This is a genomic window from Variovorax sp. GW823-FHT04F07 (genome assembly GCF_058795995.1).
Window position 1 is genome coordinate 752,927 of sequence record NZ_JBXAIG010000001.1, and the last position, 13,664, is coordinate 766,590.

Annotated in this window: 12 protein-coding genes and 2 tRNA genes; 9 read left to right on the top strand and 5 right to left on the bottom strand. The window is 66.2% G+C overall.

The window, feature by feature from the left end; all coding sequences use genetic code 11:
* The first annotated feature begins 171 nt into the window (after positions 1–171).
* From AC1RAA_RS03500 to rimO, 3 genes are all read left to right on the top strand, one after another.
* On the top strand, positions 172–495 hold the full coding sequence (locus tag AC1RAA_RS03500) for a hypothetical protein (protein WP_307693744.1): 324 nt from the start codon (positions 172–174) through the stop codon (positions 493–495).
* 69 nt (positions 496–564) lie between these two features.
* Positions 565–1,125: a polyhydroxyalkanoate synthesis repressor PhaR gene (gene phaR, locus AC1RAA_RS03505; RefSeq protein WP_062480702.1), complete on the top strand. Its 561-nt coding sequence runs from the start codon at positions 565–567 to the stop codon at positions 1,123–1,125.
* A gap of 83 nt (positions 1,126–1,208) precedes the next feature.
* Positions 1,209–2,615, top strand: a complete 1,407-nt coding sequence (gene rimO / locus AC1RAA_RS03510; RefSeq protein ID WP_492726503.1) for a 30S ribosomal protein S12 methylthiotransferase RimO — start codon at positions 1,209–1,211, stop codon at positions 2,613–2,615.
* A gap of 84 nt (positions 2,616–2,699) precedes the next feature.
* Here the strand turns inward: rimO and AC1RAA_RS03515 are convergent.
* Positions 2,700–2,784: transfer RNA gene (locus AC1RAA_RS03515), tRNA-Leu, on the bottom strand.
* Positions 2,785–3,055: 271 nt separating this feature from the next.
* A tRNA-Leu gene (locus AC1RAA_RS03520) sits at positions 3,056–3,140 on the bottom strand.
* 81 nt (positions 3,141–3,221) lie between these two features.
* Between AC1RAA_RS03520 and rnr the strand changes: the two genes are divergently transcribed.
* Both rnr and AC1RAA_RS03530 read left to right on the top strand, forming a co-directional pair.
* The gene (gene rnr / locus AC1RAA_RS03525) at positions 3,222–5,489 is read left to right on the top strand and encodes a ribonuclease R (protein WP_489056915.1); all 2,268 of its coding nucleotides are present in this window, start codon (positions 3,222–3,224) and stop codon (positions 5,487–5,489) included.
* Positions 5,490–5,552: 63 nt separating this feature from the next.
* Complete coding sequence (locus AC1RAA_RS03530) at positions 5,553–6,317, top strand: SDR family oxidoreductase (protein ID WP_062471631.1); 765 nt, start codon at positions 5,553–5,555, stop codon at positions 6,315–6,317.
* A 9-nt stretch (positions 6,318–6,326) separates the two neighbouring features.
* On the opposite strand, the gene AC1RAA_RS03535 is transcribed toward AC1RAA_RS03530, so the two are convergent.
* Positions 6,327–7,790 (bottom strand): NAD(P)H-hydrate dehydratase, encoded by a 1,464-nt coding sequence (locus AC1RAA_RS03535; protein WP_492726505.1) that lies wholly within the window; start codon positions 7,788–7,790, stop codon positions 6,327–6,329.
* A 43-nt stretch (positions 7,791–7,833) separates the two neighbouring features.
* On the opposite strand from AC1RAA_RS03535, the gene AC1RAA_RS03540 reads away from it, so the two are divergent.
* Positions 7,834–8,253 (top strand): hypothetical protein, encoded by a 420-nt coding sequence (locus AC1RAA_RS03540; protein ID WP_492726507.1) that lies wholly within the window; start codon positions 7,834–7,836, stop codon positions 8,251–8,253.
* Here AC1RAA_RS03540 and AC1RAA_RS03545 read toward each other — a convergent pair.
* Positions 8,243–9,496, bottom strand: coding sequence for a D-amino acid dehydrogenase (locus AC1RAA_RS03545; protein ID WP_159277101.1), 1,254 nt, complete (start codon positions 9,494–9,496; stop codon positions 8,243–8,245). The two genes, AC1RAA_RS03540 and AC1RAA_RS03545, sit on opposite strands and share 11 nt — an antisense overlap.
* Before the next feature lie 57 nt (positions 9,497–9,553).
* The gene (locus AC1RAA_RS03550) at positions 9,554–10,876 is read right to left on the bottom strand and encodes an amidase (protein ID WP_492726510.1); all 1,323 of its coding nucleotides are present in this window, start codon (positions 10,874–10,876) and stop codon (positions 9,554–9,556) included.
* A 205-nt stretch (positions 10,877–11,081) separates the two neighbouring features.
* Here AC1RAA_RS03550 and rpsB point away from each other — a divergent pair, with 205 nt between their 5' ends.
* From rpsB to pyrH, 3 genes are all read left to right on the top strand, one after another.
* Entirely contained in the window at positions 11,082–11,837 is a 756-nt protein-coding gene (gene rpsB, locus AC1RAA_RS03555) for a 30S ribosomal protein S2 (RefSeq protein ID WP_492726512.1), read from the top strand.
* Positions 11,838–11,918: 81 nt separating this feature from the next.
* Positions 11,919–12,842 carry a translation elongation factor Ts gene (tsf, locus tag AC1RAA_RS03560; RefSeq protein ID WP_369632686.1) on the top strand — a complete coding sequence of 308 codons (924 nt, stop codon included), beginning with the start codon at positions 11,919–11,921 and terminating at the stop codon, positions 12,840–12,842.
* Between the two features lie 99 nt (positions 12,843–12,941).
* Complete coding sequence (gene pyrH / locus AC1RAA_RS03565) at positions 12,942–13,664, top strand: UMP kinase (RefSeq protein ID WP_062471612.1); 723 nt, start codon at positions 12,942–12,944, stop codon at positions 13,662–13,664.

Sequence of the window (13,664 nt, forward strand, 5' to 3'; positions counted from 1 at the left end):
CACAAGCGAAAACCCCTTTCACGGGCGGCCCTTCGCGCGGTGCAGGCAAGGTGCCTGAGCCATGTGGTTGTGCTACCTTGAGCGGTCTGCCAACCTTCTCGAATTTCCTTGATAAGCGATCTGATGAATACGCGATCAACGTCTGTTGATCGGGCGCACGCCGACCACCGCGTGGCCGCATTGCTCAAGCAAGCCCCTCTTGAATTCGCGCGCGCGGTCTACGGCATCAATGACCTTGCCGCCGGTCGCGCCGACACCATGGCCGCACGCGAAGTGGCGCGTGCACAACGACAGGGCATGCCGGTGACCGAGGAGCGCGCCGAGCAGCGCGCACGCGCCTATCTTCCGACGGCGGGGCAGGAGCATTGCCCCCGGTGCTGGGTGGTCTACGGGCAGAAGATCCCGCTGCGTTTCAGGCTGTCGACCCCGGAGCGTCCCGAAACTGCAGCGTGTCATGCGTGCGGTGCCGAGTACGCGACCGCGTCGGACGCCTGAAGAAGAATCACGGTCAGGGTAAACCTTGTCGCGATGCAGCAAAACCGCTCCCTAGAATCATCCGATGACATGGGCGTCCATGTGAAGGAGTCTGTAGTGCAGAGCAAGAAGTCCGGGGTGAAGCCGGTCCAGCGTGTGATCAAGAAGTACCCCAACCGACGGCTCTACGACACGGAGACATCCACGTACATCACGCTGACCGAGGTCAAGCAGCTGGTCATCAAGAACGCGCAGTTCGTGGTGCGCGACGCCAAGACCGGCGACGACCTCACACGCAGCATCCTGCTGCAGATCATCCTGGAAGAAGAGGCGGGCGGCGCGCCGATGTTCACCGAGCAGGTGCTGGCCAACATCATCCGTTTCTATGGTCAGGCCATGCAGGGCTACATGGGCCCGTACCTCGAGAAGAACATCCAGGCCATGACCGAGATGCAGGCCCAGCTCGCCGAAAAGGCCGAAGGCCTGACGCCCGAGATGTGGTCGCGTTTCATGACCATGCAGTCGCCGATGATCCAGGGGCTGATGGGCAACTACGTCGAGCAATCGAAGAACGTCTTCCTGCAGATGCAGGAGCAGATGCAGAAAAACACCGAGCAGGTGCTGGGCGCCTTTGGCATCAAGCGCCCCTGAGCGCCGCGCGGCGGCCCCGCCCGAATGGGGTGACTGCCCGATGAATGCCCCGCTGTCACCGATAGCTGGGACAATAGAGGCCTATGAGCGAAGTTGCCTCCCCTGAACGTACCGTCACGCCGACCGCCCCCAAGGTCGGCTTCGTCAGCCTTGGTTGTCCCAAGGCCTTGACCGATTCCGAATTGATCCTGACCCAGCTGAGTGCCGAGGGGTATCAAACCGCCAAGACTTTCGAGGGCGCCGACCTCGTGATCGTCAACACCTGCGGCTTCATCGACGATGCCGTGAAGGAAAGCCTGGACACCATCGGCGAAGCCCTCGCCGAGAACGGCCGCGTGATCGTCACCGGCTGCCTGGGCGCCAAGACCGGTGACCAGGGCGGCAACCTCGTGCGCCAGATGCACCCCAGCGTGCTGGCCGTCACCGGTCCGCATGCCACGCAGGAGGTGATGGACGCGGTGCACGCCAACCTGCCGAAGCCGCACGATCCGTTCATCGACCTCGTGCCGAACACCTTCGGCGTGGCGGGCCTCAAGCTGACGCCGCGGCACTACGCCTATCTGAAGATCAGCGAAGGCTGCAACCACCGTTGCACCTTCTGCATCATTCCCTCGATGCGCGGCGACCTCGTTTCGCGCCCGGTGGGTGATGTGCTCAGCGAAGCCAAGGCCTTGTTCGAAGGCGGCGTGAAGGAGCTGCTGGTGATCAGCCAAGACACCTCGGCCTACGGCGTCGATGTGAAGTACCGCACCGGCTTCTGGGATGGCAAGCCGGTCAAGACCCGCATGCTCGAACTCGTGCGCACGCTGGGCGAGATCGCCGAGCCGTACGGCGCCTGGGTGCGCCTGCACTATGTCTACCCCTATCCGAGCGTCGATGAAATCATTCCGTTGATGGCGAGCGGCCAAGTGCTGCCGTACCTCGACGTGCCGCTGCAGCACAGCCATCCTGACGTGCTCAAGCGCATGAAGCGGCCGGCCAGCGGTGAAAAGAATCTGGAGCGGATCGCGCGCTGGCGCGAGGTCTGCCCCGAACTCGTGATCCGCAGCACGTTCATCGCCGGTTTCCCGGGTGAGGCCGAGCAGGAGTTCGAGCACTTGCTCGACTTCATCCGCGAAGCCGAGATCGATCGCGCGGGCTGCTTCGCCTACAGCCCGGTCGAGGGCGCCACCGCCAACGACATTCCGGGCATGCTGCCCGAGGCCGAGCGCGAAGCGCGCCGCGCCCGCTTCATGGAAGTGGCCGAGGCCGTGTCGATCGCCAAGCTGCAAAAGCGCGTCGGCTCGACGATGCAGGTGCTGGTCGATTCAGCGCCGGCGCTGGGCCGCAAGGGTGGGGTGGGGCGCACGTACGCCGATGCACCGGAGATTGACGGCACCGTTCGCCTGTTGCCGCCTGAAAAGATCAGCAAGACGATGAAGGTCGGCGAGTTCACGCGTGCACGCATCGTGGGCGCTGAAGGCCACGACCTGATCGCGTTGCCCGTTTGATGCACCTGATTCAAACGGCCAAGAAAAAAGCCACCGGAGGCCGGTGGCTTTTGTCAGAAGACCTGGTAAGGGTCTGTTCAATCTTGGTGCCCAGAAGAGGACTCGAACCTCCACGATGTTACTCGCTAGTACCTGAAACTAGTGCGTCTACCAATTCCGCCATCTGGGCTGATTTTGCTTCTCAGCAAAGACTACGATTATATACACAAAATTGGCGCGCTCTTTTGAGCGTGTCGAAATTTCAGCTTCTGCGCGACATCGCTCGTGCGGCGGGTGTCCTGCCGAAGGCGGGTGGGTGCGATCGTGCGTGCATGGCCGGCGTCGAGGGGCGTGATCTGACGATCGCGTCGCCCGTTTGATGCGGTTTCGAGCGGCCATGAAAAAAGCCACCGGAGACCGGTGGCTTCAATCGGATGACCTGGTAAAGGTCTGTTTAAACTTGGTGCCCAGAAGAGGACTCGAACCTCCACGATGTTACTCGCTAGTACCTGAAACTAGTGCGTCTACCAATTCCGCCATCTGGGCCCACATGACTGCAGAAGCAGCCACGTTTTGAATTTCAGGAAAGAAGGAGATCATATCAAAAATAATGTCACTTCCAGCAGCTTGTTGGATGAAATCGAAGGAACTGTTCAAGGACATCGCGACGGGCACGGCTTCGTACAGCGCGACGACGGCGAGGCAGACATCTACCTGCCACCGAACGAGATGCGCGCGGTGCTGCACAAGGATCGCGTCAAGGCGCGCATCGTGCGACAGGACCGTCGCGGCCGCCCCGAGGGGCGCGTGGTCGAGATCGTCGAGCGACCCGAGCAGCCCATCATCGGCCGCCTGTTGCACGAAGGCGGGATCTGGCTCGTTGCACCGGAAGACAAGCGCTACGGCCAGGACGTCCTGATCCCGAAGGGCGCGACCGGCCCCGCCAAGGTGGGCCAGGTCGTGGTCGTGCAGCTCACAGAGCCGCCGGCCTTGTTCGGCCAGCCCGTGGGTCGCGTGAGAGAAGTGCTGGGCGAGATCGACGACCCCGGCATGGAGATCGAGATCGCCGTGCGCAAGTACGGCGTGCCGCATGAGTTTTCCGCGGAGTGCCTGGCGCAGGCCAAGGCCCTGCCCGAGAAGGTGCGCCCCGCCGACAAGAAGGGCCGCATCGACCTCACCGATGTGCCGCTCGTCACTATCGACGGCGAAGACGCCCGCGATTTCGACGACGCTGTGTACTGCGAGCCCGCGAAGGTGGGCCGTGGCAAGGGCTGGCGACTGCTGGTGGCTATCGCCGACGTCAGCGCCTATGTGCAGACCGGCTCGGCCATCGACATCGATGCGTACGACCGCGCCACCAGCGTCTACTTCCCGCGCCGCGTGATTCCGATGCTGCCCGAGAAGCTCTCGAACGGCCTGTGCTCGCTCAACCCCGAGGTCGAGCGTCTGTGCATGGTGTGCGACATGCTGGTTGCGGCCGACGGCGAGATCTACGCCTACCAGTTCTATCCCGCCGTGATGTTCAGCCACGCGCGCTTCACGTACACGGAGGTCGCGGCCATTCTCGGCAATACGCGCGGCCCCGAAGCCGCCAAGCGCAAGGAGCGCGTCAAGGACCTGCTGAACCTCGCCGACGTCTACAGGGCCCTGCTCAAGCAGCGCGGCAAGCGCGGCGCGGTCGACTTCGAAACCACCGAGACGCAGATCATCTGCGACGACGCCGGCCGCATCGAGAAGATCGTGCCGCGCACGCGCAACGAGGCGCACAAGATCATCGAAGAAGCGATGCTGGCCGCCAATGTCTGCAGCGCTGACTTCATCGCCGAAGGCAAGCACCCGGGCCTGTTCCGTGTGCACGAAGGTCCGACGCCCGAGAAGAAAGAGATCCTGCGCGGCTATCTGAAGGCCATGGGCGTGGGCTTGAGCATCACCGACGATCCGCGTCCCGGTGAGTTCCAGGCGATCGCCGAAGCCACCAAGGAGCGTCCCGACTCGCAGCAGATCCACACCATGCTGCTGCGCTCGATGCAGCAGGCAATCTACACGCCGTTCAACAGCGGCCACTTCGGTCTGGCCTACGAGGCCTACACGCACTTCACGAGCCCGATCCGGCGCTACCCCGACCTGCTGGTGCATCGCGTGATCAAGGCGATCCTCGGCAAGACGCGCTACCAGCTGCCGATGCTGCCGACGCCGGGCGAGGCGCATGCCAAGCTGGCCAAGCGCCTGGCTTCGCGCGTGAAAGCGCCAACGACCAAGCCGCAGAAAGCCACGATCGCGCCGACCAAGGAAGTGCTGGCATGGGAAGCGGCGGGCCTGCATTGCAGCGCCAACGAACGCCGCGCCGACGAGGCCAGTCGCGACGTCGAGGCCTGGCTCAAGTGCAAGTACATGCGCGAGCACCTCGGCGAGGAGTACGGCGGCGTGGTCACGGCCGCCACCACCTTCGGCATCTTCGTCACGCTTGATGCGATGTACGTTGAGGGCCTGGTGCACATCACCGAGCTCGGCGGCGAGTACTTCAAGTTCGACGAGATGCGCCAGGAGCTGCGCGGCGAGCGCACTGGCATCCGCTACGCCATCGGCACACGGGTGCGGGTGCAGGTGAGTCGCGTCGACCTCGATGGCCGCAAGATCGACTTCCGCCTCGTGCGCGAAGGCGAAGACCTGACCTCGCGTGCGATGAAGGACAAAGGCAGCGCACCGGTGAAGGCGTCGGCCAAGCGAAGCGCTCGCCACAAGGCGGAGGCCGGTGGCGAGTCACGGTCGGAGCACGGCGGCGGCGCTGCCGTGGCACCCGCCGGCCCGCAATCGGCGATGCAGGCCTTCAAGTCGGCGGTGAAAAAAGCCGCCAACAAGATGCAGGGCAAGGGGCGTAAGCCCCGCCGCGGATGAGATGCGCCGTGCACACTACGTGTTTACCGTGTGTATGGACCAGCTGAAAAGGAGACATGAAGCATGAGCGTGGAAAACAACAAGGGCCGCATCGCGATCGTCACGGGCGCGGGGTCGGGCATCGGCCGTGCGGCCGCGCTGGCTCTGCTGGCGGACGGCTGGAGCGTGGCCCTTGCGGGGCGCCGCCTCGAGCCGCTGGAGCAGGTGGCGGAAGAGTCGGGCGCCGGTGCGCGCGCCTTCGCGGTGCCGACCGACGTGGCCAATGCCGACTCGGTGCAGGCGCTGTTCGGCGCCACGGTCGAGCGCTTCGGGCGCGTCGACCTGCTGTTCAACAACGCCGGCGTGGGCAACCCGCCGGGACCGTTCGAAGACTGGACGCCCGAGCAGTGGAAGGGCGTGGTGGACATCAACCTCACCGGCATGTTCTTCTGCATCCAGCAGGCCTTCCGCACGATGAAGGCGCAGACGCCGCGGGGCGGCCGCATCATCAACAACGGGTCGATCTCGGCAACCACGCCGCGGCCGAATTCCGCCGCCTACACCTCGACCAAGCACGCGGTCGAAGGGCTGACCAAGACCGCTTCGCTCGATGGCCGCAAGTACGACATCGCGGTGGGGCAGGTGGACGTGGGCAATGCCATGACCGAGCTGGCCGCGCGCATGGCCACCGGCGTGCCGCAGGCCAATGGCGAGCTCGCGATCGAGCCGCTGATCGACGTCAAGATCGTCGGCCAGTCGGTGCTCTACATGGCGAACCTGCCGCTGGAAGCCAACGTGCTCTTCCACACCATCATGGCCACGAAGATGCCCTTCGTCGGGCGCGGCTGAGTCCTGCGCTCAGTCGGGCGCGCGGCGGGCCAGCGAGCCTGCCGTGAGCGGGGCCGCATCGGCCGGCCACAGGTCGGCGATGCGGCCGTGCTGCCAGACGGCCTCGCACGCCGCCTCGAACGCGGGGCGGCGCATCGCGAGCGCCGCGCCGATCATGCCGGCGAGCACATCGCCGGTGCCTGCGGTGGCGAGGCGGGCATTGCCGGTCGGGTTGATGACCGGCGGCTCGTCGCCCGCATCGGCAATCACTGTTCCAGACCCCTTGAGCACTGTCACCGCGCCGAAGCGCGATGCCAACGCGCGGGCTGCGGCCAGGCGGTTGGCTTGCACGCCACCCGTCGTGTCGCAGAGCAGGCGGGCAGCTTCCAATGGATGCGGCGTGAGCACGGTGGGAGCGCCGGTCTGGCCTCGCGTGATCAGTTGCGCCTGAAGTGATGGATCGGCGGCGATGGCGTTGAGCGCATCGGCGTCGAGCGCCAGCGCGGCGGCCGTCGATAGCGCGCGTGGCAGCAACTCGCGCACGGCATCGCCGCCCCCGCAGCCGCACACGGCCGTCATGCCCGCGAGGTCCAGCGAGTGGGCGTCGCGCAGCATCAGTTCGGGCTGCGAGGGGTCGACCGGCGCAGCGCGGGGATCGAGCAATCCGACGAACACGCGTCCTGCGCCGGCATGGAGCGCAGCCGAGCCGGCCAGCAGCGCGGCACCAGCCATGCCCGAAGCGCCGCCGATCACCGCGACATCGCCGTAGCTGCCCTTGTGCGAGGCGTGGGTGCGCGGCTGGATATCGGGCGCGCCTGCGAGGCGGGCTGTTGGTCGCTCCTGGGCGAACGCGCTGCAACCTAGGTCGTCGAACCACACCGTGCCGGCCGCGTCGCGGCCTTGCGCCGTGAACAGGCCCGGTTTCAGCGTGAGGAAGGTGAGGGTGGTGCGGACCGATGCCGACGCTTGATCTGTGTTGGAGGCCAGCATGCCGGTGTCGGCGTCGAGGCCCGAGGGCACGTCGATGCTGAGCACCGGTGGTGCGCCCGTGTGCATCCGCGCGAGCCATTCGGCCATTGCGCCCGACGGCGGGCGGGTCGATCCGATGCCGAGCAGCGCATCCATCGCCAGCTCGAAGCTCGATGGCGGCTGAGAAGCGAAGGTGACGCCCGCATCGCGCGCACGCTGCAGCGACGCCTTGGCATCCGATGGCAGTCGGCCTTCATCGCCCACGAAGGTGACGACCGGAAAGAAGCCGCGATGCCGCAGTTGCGCCGCGGCTTCGAAGCCGTCGCCGCCGTTGTTCCCGGGGCCGCAGGCGATCCAGATCGTTCGCGCATGCGGCGCGAGCGCCATCGCGAGCCGCGCCGCGGCGAGGCCGGCGCGCTGCATCAGCGTGTGAGGGGGCAGGGCGGAGGCTGCTGCCTGCTCGATGCGACGCGTGGCGGCGATGTCGAACAGGTCGGCGGCGCTGGCGGACGTGATGCGATGCATCGAGCCATTGTGCCGCCGACACCGCGCCTCCTATCATCGACCGATGATGCTCGAGACCTTCGGCTGGTTGCTGGTTCTGCTGCTGGCGTGCCTGGCCGGGTTCGTTGGCACGGCCGCAGCGATGATCGCCGGCGCGGCCTGGGCGGTCTGCCTGCTGATCGTGGTGTGGGGGCTGTTCCTGCTGGCCGAGCTGTTGCGCCGGGTGCCGCTGCGCGACGTCGCCTGGGCCCTGGGCGTGGGCTATGGCATCGGCGTGATCCGGTGGCTTGACGTGCCGGTCGAGGCAGGGTCCGGCAGGCAGTGGTTGATGCTGGGCTTGGACCTGCTGGTGCTGGTGTTCTTCGGGCTGATCGCACCGGCGATCCTGGGGTTGATCGCCCAACGCTGGGCGCCCCGGCCCGAACTGCCGGTGGAAAAACCGGCCACCCCCGAGCAACTGCGCCGCTGGGGTTCTAAAGACTGAGCCGCTCGATCCCCAGGCCTTCGAGGTCGATGCCGGGGTCTTGCCCTCCAATCAGGTCGCCGAGCACGCGCGCGCTGCCGCACGACAGCGCCCAGCCGCTCGAGCCGTGGCCCAGGTTGAGCCACACGCCGGGAATGCCGCTGGCGCCCAGCACCGGCGGGCCGTCGGGCAGCATCGGCCGGGCGCCTTTCCATTGCTGGATGCCCGACTGCAACGTGGCAGCGCCGGGGAACCAGTCGTGCAGCACCTTGTAGAGCGTCTGGATCGCGGCCGGGCTCATGGCGTCGGGCGAGCCGCCGATCTCGGCGCTGCCGGCCACGCGCACGCGCTGGCCCAGGCGGGAGATCGCGACCTTGTAGCGTTCGTCCATCACCGCACTGCGCGGCGCGTTGAGCGGCTCGCGCACCGGGGCGCTGACCGAGTGGCCGTAGACCGGCGCCAGCGGAATGCGCAGCCCCAGAGGGCGCAGCAGCGCGGCGGACGACAGCCCGGCGCACACCACAATGGCGTCGAACTGCAGCGCGTCCGAGCCGCTGGCCAGCGTCAGCGAGGTGGGCGCGGCGCGGCTCAGGGGCGCGATGTCGCAGTTGAAGTGGAACTGCGCGCCCAAAGCCTCCGCTTCCCACTTGAGCAGCAGCGCGAACTGGCGGCAGTTCGCGACCTCGTCTTCCGGCAGGTGGATGGCGCCTGCCAGCGGGGTGTCGGGGTTGAGCGCGGGCTCGATCAGGCGGGCCTCGTCGGCATCGATCTCGCGGAATACGCTGCCGGCCGAGCGCAGCACCTCCAGCCCGGGCTGCACCAGTTTTTTCTCGCGCTTGGAGCGCAGCAGCACCAGGTAGCCGTCGCTGCGTTCGTAGCTCAGCTCGCGCGCTTCGGTCACTGCGTGCAGCCGGGTGCGGCTGTAGAAAGCCAGCCGTTGCATGCGGGCGCGGTTGGCCAGGTAGGTCTCGAGCTTGCAGGCCTTCTGCCAGCGCGACATCCAGCCGAGGTCGCGCGAACTCAGCGGCCAGCGCAGCTTGATGGCGCCGTGCGAAGACAGCAGCGAGCGCAGCACCTTGCCGCGCATACCCGGTGCGGCCCACGGCGTGACATAGCCCGGCGCGACCACGCCGGCGTTGGCAAAGCTGGCCTCTTCGGCGGCGGCGCCGCGGCGCTCGAACACGCTCACTTCATGGCCGTCGGAAACCAGTTCCCAGGCGGTGGTGACGCCGACGATGCCGGCGCCCACGATCGCGATTTTCATTGAAATGTTCTAGATAAAAGAAGCGGCTGACGCCCGTGAGGCGGGCGGTGACAGCGGTTAATTCTGTAGCGCGCGTTCGGCCTGGAGCGCCACCGCGAGCACGGCGTCGTCGTGCATCGGGCCGTGCCACAGCATCAGGCCGACCGGCAGTTCGCCGGCGACGTGGCAGGGCAGCGAAAGGGCACAGCCGTCGAGCATGTTGACGATCGACGGGTTGCGCAGCAGCAGCGCGTTGACGCGGAAGAATTCGTCGTCGCGCTCGGCCCCCGGTGCCACGCTGGCGATGGACGGCGCCGTGATCGGCACGGTCGGCGACACCACGGCGTCGAACGGTGCCAGCGCCTTCTCGACGCGGGCGATCCAGTCGCGACGGGCGCGGACCAGATCGATGTACTCGTGTGCCTTCATGCCCGCGCCGCGCAGGATGCGCTGCGCCACGCGTGGGTCGTAGCCGGCGCCGCTGCGTTCCAGCAGCAGCCGGTGCCAGGCGTACGACTCGGCCGCCGAGAAGCCGCCGGTGGCATTGATGCTCTGCAGGTCGGCCAGCTCGGGCAGTTCGATTTCCTGGATGCGGGCACCCGTGGCGCGCAGGGTGGCCAGGGTGCGCTCGAAAGCCGTGGCCACGGCAGGCTCGAGGTCGTCGAGGAAGACGTTCTTCACGACGGCCAGCCGGTAGGCCGACAGCGGCGCCGAGCCGGGCGTCACCTGCCGAGCCGAGAGAATCTCGTGCGCGGTGACGGCGTCGCGCACCGAGCGGGTCATGGCGCAGACGGTGTCGAGCGTGGTCGACAGGGGCAGCGCGCCGTCGGCAGGCGTGAGGCGGGCGGTGTTCTTGAAGCCGACGATGCCGTTCAGCGCGGCCGGGATGCGGATCGAGCCGCCGGTGTCGGAGCCCAGGCCGATGAAGGCTGCGCCGCTTGCCACCGAAATCGCCGCGCCGGACGACGAGCCGCCCGGAATGCGCGGCGTGGCGGTGTCGCTCACGTTGGCGGGTGTTCCGTGGTGCGGGTTGACGCCGACGCCGGAAAAGGCGAACTCCGTCATGTTGGTGCGCCCGGTCAGCACGCCGCCGGCGGCGCGCAGTCGGGCCACGGCGAGCGAATCGGCCGGGGCGGCCGGTGCGTGCGAGAGCACGGCCGATCCGGCGGGAGTCGGCTGGCCGGCGACGTCGAACAGGTCCTTGCTGGTGAAGGCAAGTCCGGCCAGCCGGCTTTCGGGCGCCGATGCGGCGGCGGCCGTGCGGGCCTCGTCGAACATCGTGCGGGTGAAAACGTGGGCGCAGGCCGGGGATTCGGAGAGGGCGATGGCGCGCTCCATTTCGGTGCGCGCATCGGAACCGCCAGCCAGAAGGGTGAGACGGGTGGCGTGAAGGTCGTTCATGGCGTCGAGGGTACCTTGGAACGGCTCGGTTCGAGGGAGGAGGGGGTGGCCGCCGTGCTATACTCTTTGGGTTTCGCTGGTTATGCGACAGTTTTGTCGCTGCCAGTCAAGCACATCCGCAAACCGGCCCAATCAAGGTGTTGCGACCCCGTCGAAGGGGCGCAAAACGGGCTGGATTTTAGACCCAACCTTTGGAGTAAATTCAATGTCGACCACCATGCGCGAAATGCTGGAAGCCGGTGTCCACTTCGGTCACCAAACCCGCTTCTGGAACCCCAAGATGGCTCCGTTCATCTTCGGTCACCGCAACAAGATTCACATCATCAACCTGGAAAAGTCGCTCCCGATGTTCCAGGACGCGATGAAGTACGCCAAGCAACTCACGGCCAACCGCGGCACGATCCTGATGGTCGGCACGAAGCGCCAGGCCCGTGAAATCGTGGCTGCCGAAGCTCGCCGCGCCGGCGTGCCTTTCGTCGACACCCGCTGGCTCGGCGGCATGCTGACCAACTTCAAGACCGTCAAGACCTCGATCAAGCGTCTGAAGGACATGAAGGCCCAGCAAGAAGCCGGCCTCGACAGCCTGAGCAAGAAAGAGCAGCTCACGTTCTCGCGCGAAATCGCGAAGCTCGAGAAGGACATCGGCGGCATCCAGGACATGGCTGCGCTGCCCGATGCCATCTTCGTGATCGACGTGGGCTTCCACAAGATCGCCGTGGCCGAAGCCAAGAAGCTCGGCATCCCGCTGATCGGCGTGGTCGACTCCAACCACTCGCCCGAAGGCATCGACTACGTGATCCCCGGCAACGACGACTCGTCGAAGGCCGTCACGCTGTACGCCCGTGGCATCGCCGACGCGATCATCGAAGGCCGCAACAGCGCCGGTGGTGACGTGGTCAAGGCCGTTGCCGAAGGCGGCGGCGACGAATTCGTCGAAGTCGAAGAAGGCGCTTCGGCCTGATAGGCGCGTTCGCGAGCCTGAAGAAGGGGCTTTGGTGCCCCTTTTTTTTAACCTGATTTTTGGATTTACGGAGATACACAAATGGCTGCAATCACCGCAAGCATGGTCGGCGAACTGCGCGCGAAGACCGATGCGCCCATGATGGAATGCAAGAAGGCCCTGACGGAGGCCGATGGCAACATGGAAAAGGCCGAAGAGCTGCTGCGCATCAAGCTCGGCAACAAGGCTGGCAAGGCATCGGGCCGCATCACCGCTGAAGGCGTGGTCACGGCTTTCGTCGACGGCGCTGCCGGCGGCATGATCGAAATCAACTGCGAAACCGACTTCGTCACCAAGAACGACAGCTTCCTGGCCATGGCCAACGCTGCCGCGATGCTGGTCGCCAAGAACAACCCCGCCGACATCGCCGCGCTGGGTGCGCTGGCTTACGAGCAGGACGGTTTCGGCCCCACGCTCGAAGACGTGCGCAAGGGCCTGATCGGCAAGATCGGCGAGAACATGAGCTTCCGCCGCTTCAAGCACTTCACGGGCAACGGCAAGCTGGCGTCGTACCTGCACGGCACGCGCATCGGCGTGATGGTCGAATTCGAAGGTGACGACACCTCGGCCAAGGACGTCGCGATGCACATCGCCGCCATGAAGCCGGTCGCCATCCAGGCATCGGACGTGCCCGCCGACCTGATCGAAAAAGAGCGCGCAGTGGCCGCCGGCAAGGCTGAAGAAGACCGCAAGACGGCCGAAGCCGAAGGCAAGAAGCCGCAGCCGGCCGACATCGTTGCCAAGCGCATCGAAGGCGGCGTGCAGAAGTACCTCAAGGAAGTCTCGCTGCACAACCAGCCGTTCGTAAAGAACGACAAGCAGACCGTCGAGCAGATGCTCAAGGCCGCCGACACCACGATCAAGGGCTTCACCCTGTACGTGGTCGGCGAAGGCATCGAGAAGAAGGTCGACGACTTCGCTGCCGAAGTGGCTGCCCAGGTCGCTGCTGCCAAGGCTGCCGCCTGATCCGGCAGGCCTCCAAGCGGCGGTGCGCGACAGCGTGCCGCCGCTTTTTCACCGCCACGTTTTACACTCGCCCCCGCCAACCCTCTAAGGAAAATGCCCATGTCTGATGCCCGCCCAGCCCACAAGCGAATCTTGTTGAAGCTGTCGGGTGAGGCACTGATGGGCGACGACGCCTTCGGCATCAACCGCGCCACCATCGTGCGCATGGTCGAAGAAGTGGCCGAGGTCGTGAACATGGGCGTCCAGGTGGCGGTCGTGATCGGCGGCGGCAACATCTTCCGCGGTGTCGCGGGAGGCTCCGTCGGCATGGACCGCGCCACGGCCGACTACATGGGCATGCTGGCCACCGTCATGAACTCGCTGGCCCTGGCCGACGCGATGAACAAGCAGGGTCTCGTGGCCCGCGTGATGTCCGCCATCGCCATCGAGCAGGTGGTCGAGCCCTATGTGCGCCCCAAGGCCCTGCAGTACCTCGAAGAGGGCAAGGTCGTGGTGTTCGCTGCCGGTACCGGCAACCCCTTCTTCACGACCGACACGGCCGCCGCGCTGCGCGGTGCCGAAATCGGCGCCGAGCTGGTGCTCAAGGCGACCAAGGTGGACGGCGTCTACACCGCCGACCCCAAGACCCACCCCGAAGCCACGCGCTACGCCACGCTCACCTTCGACGAGGCGATTGCGCAGAATCTCGGCATCATGGACGCCACGGCCTTCGCGCTGTGCCGCGACCAGAAGCTGCCGATCAAGGTGTTCTCGATCTTCAAGAACGGCGCCCTCAAGCGCGTCGTGATGGGCGAGGACGAGGGCACGCTGGTGCATGCCTAG

Coding starts and splice junctions, on each gene's coding strand:
- rimO (WP_492726503.1), top strand. CDS start 1,209: ATGAGCGAAGTTGCCTCCCCTGAACGTACCGTCACGCCGACCGCCCCC.
- AC1RAA_RS03530 (WP_062471631.1), top strand. CDS start 5,553: ATGAGCGTGGAAAACAACAAGGGCCGCATCGCGATCGTCACGGGCGCG.
- AC1RAA_RS03550 (WP_492726510.1), bottom strand. CDS start 10,876: ATGAACGACCTTCACGCCACCCGTCTCACCCTTCTGGCTGGCGGTTCC.
- AC1RAA_RS03535 (WP_492726505.1), bottom strand. CDS start 7,790: ATGCATCGCATCACGTCCGCCAGCGCCGCCGACCTGTTCGACATCGCC.
- pyrH (WP_062471612.1), top strand. CDS start 12,942: ATGTCTGATGCCCGCCCAGCCCACAAGCGAATCTTGTTGAAGCTGTCG.
- rpsB (WP_492726512.1), top strand. CDS start 11,082: ATGTCGACCACCATGCGCGAAATGCTGGAAGCCGGTGTCCACTTCGGT.
- AC1RAA_RS03545 (WP_159277101.1), bottom strand. CDS start 9,496: ATGAAAATCGCGATCGTGGGCGCCGGCATCGTCGGCGTCACCACCGCC.
- phaR (WP_062480702.1), top strand. CDS start 565: ATGGGCGTCCATGTGAAGGAGTCTGTAGTGCAGAGCAAGAAGTCCGGG.
- tsf (WP_369632686.1), top strand. CDS start 11,919: ATGGCTGCAATCACCGCAAGCATGGTCGGCGAACTGCGCGCGAAGACC.
- AC1RAA_RS03540 (WP_492726507.1), top strand. CDS start 7,834: ATGATGCTCGAGACCTTCGGCTGGTTGCTGGTTCTGCTGCTGGCGTGC.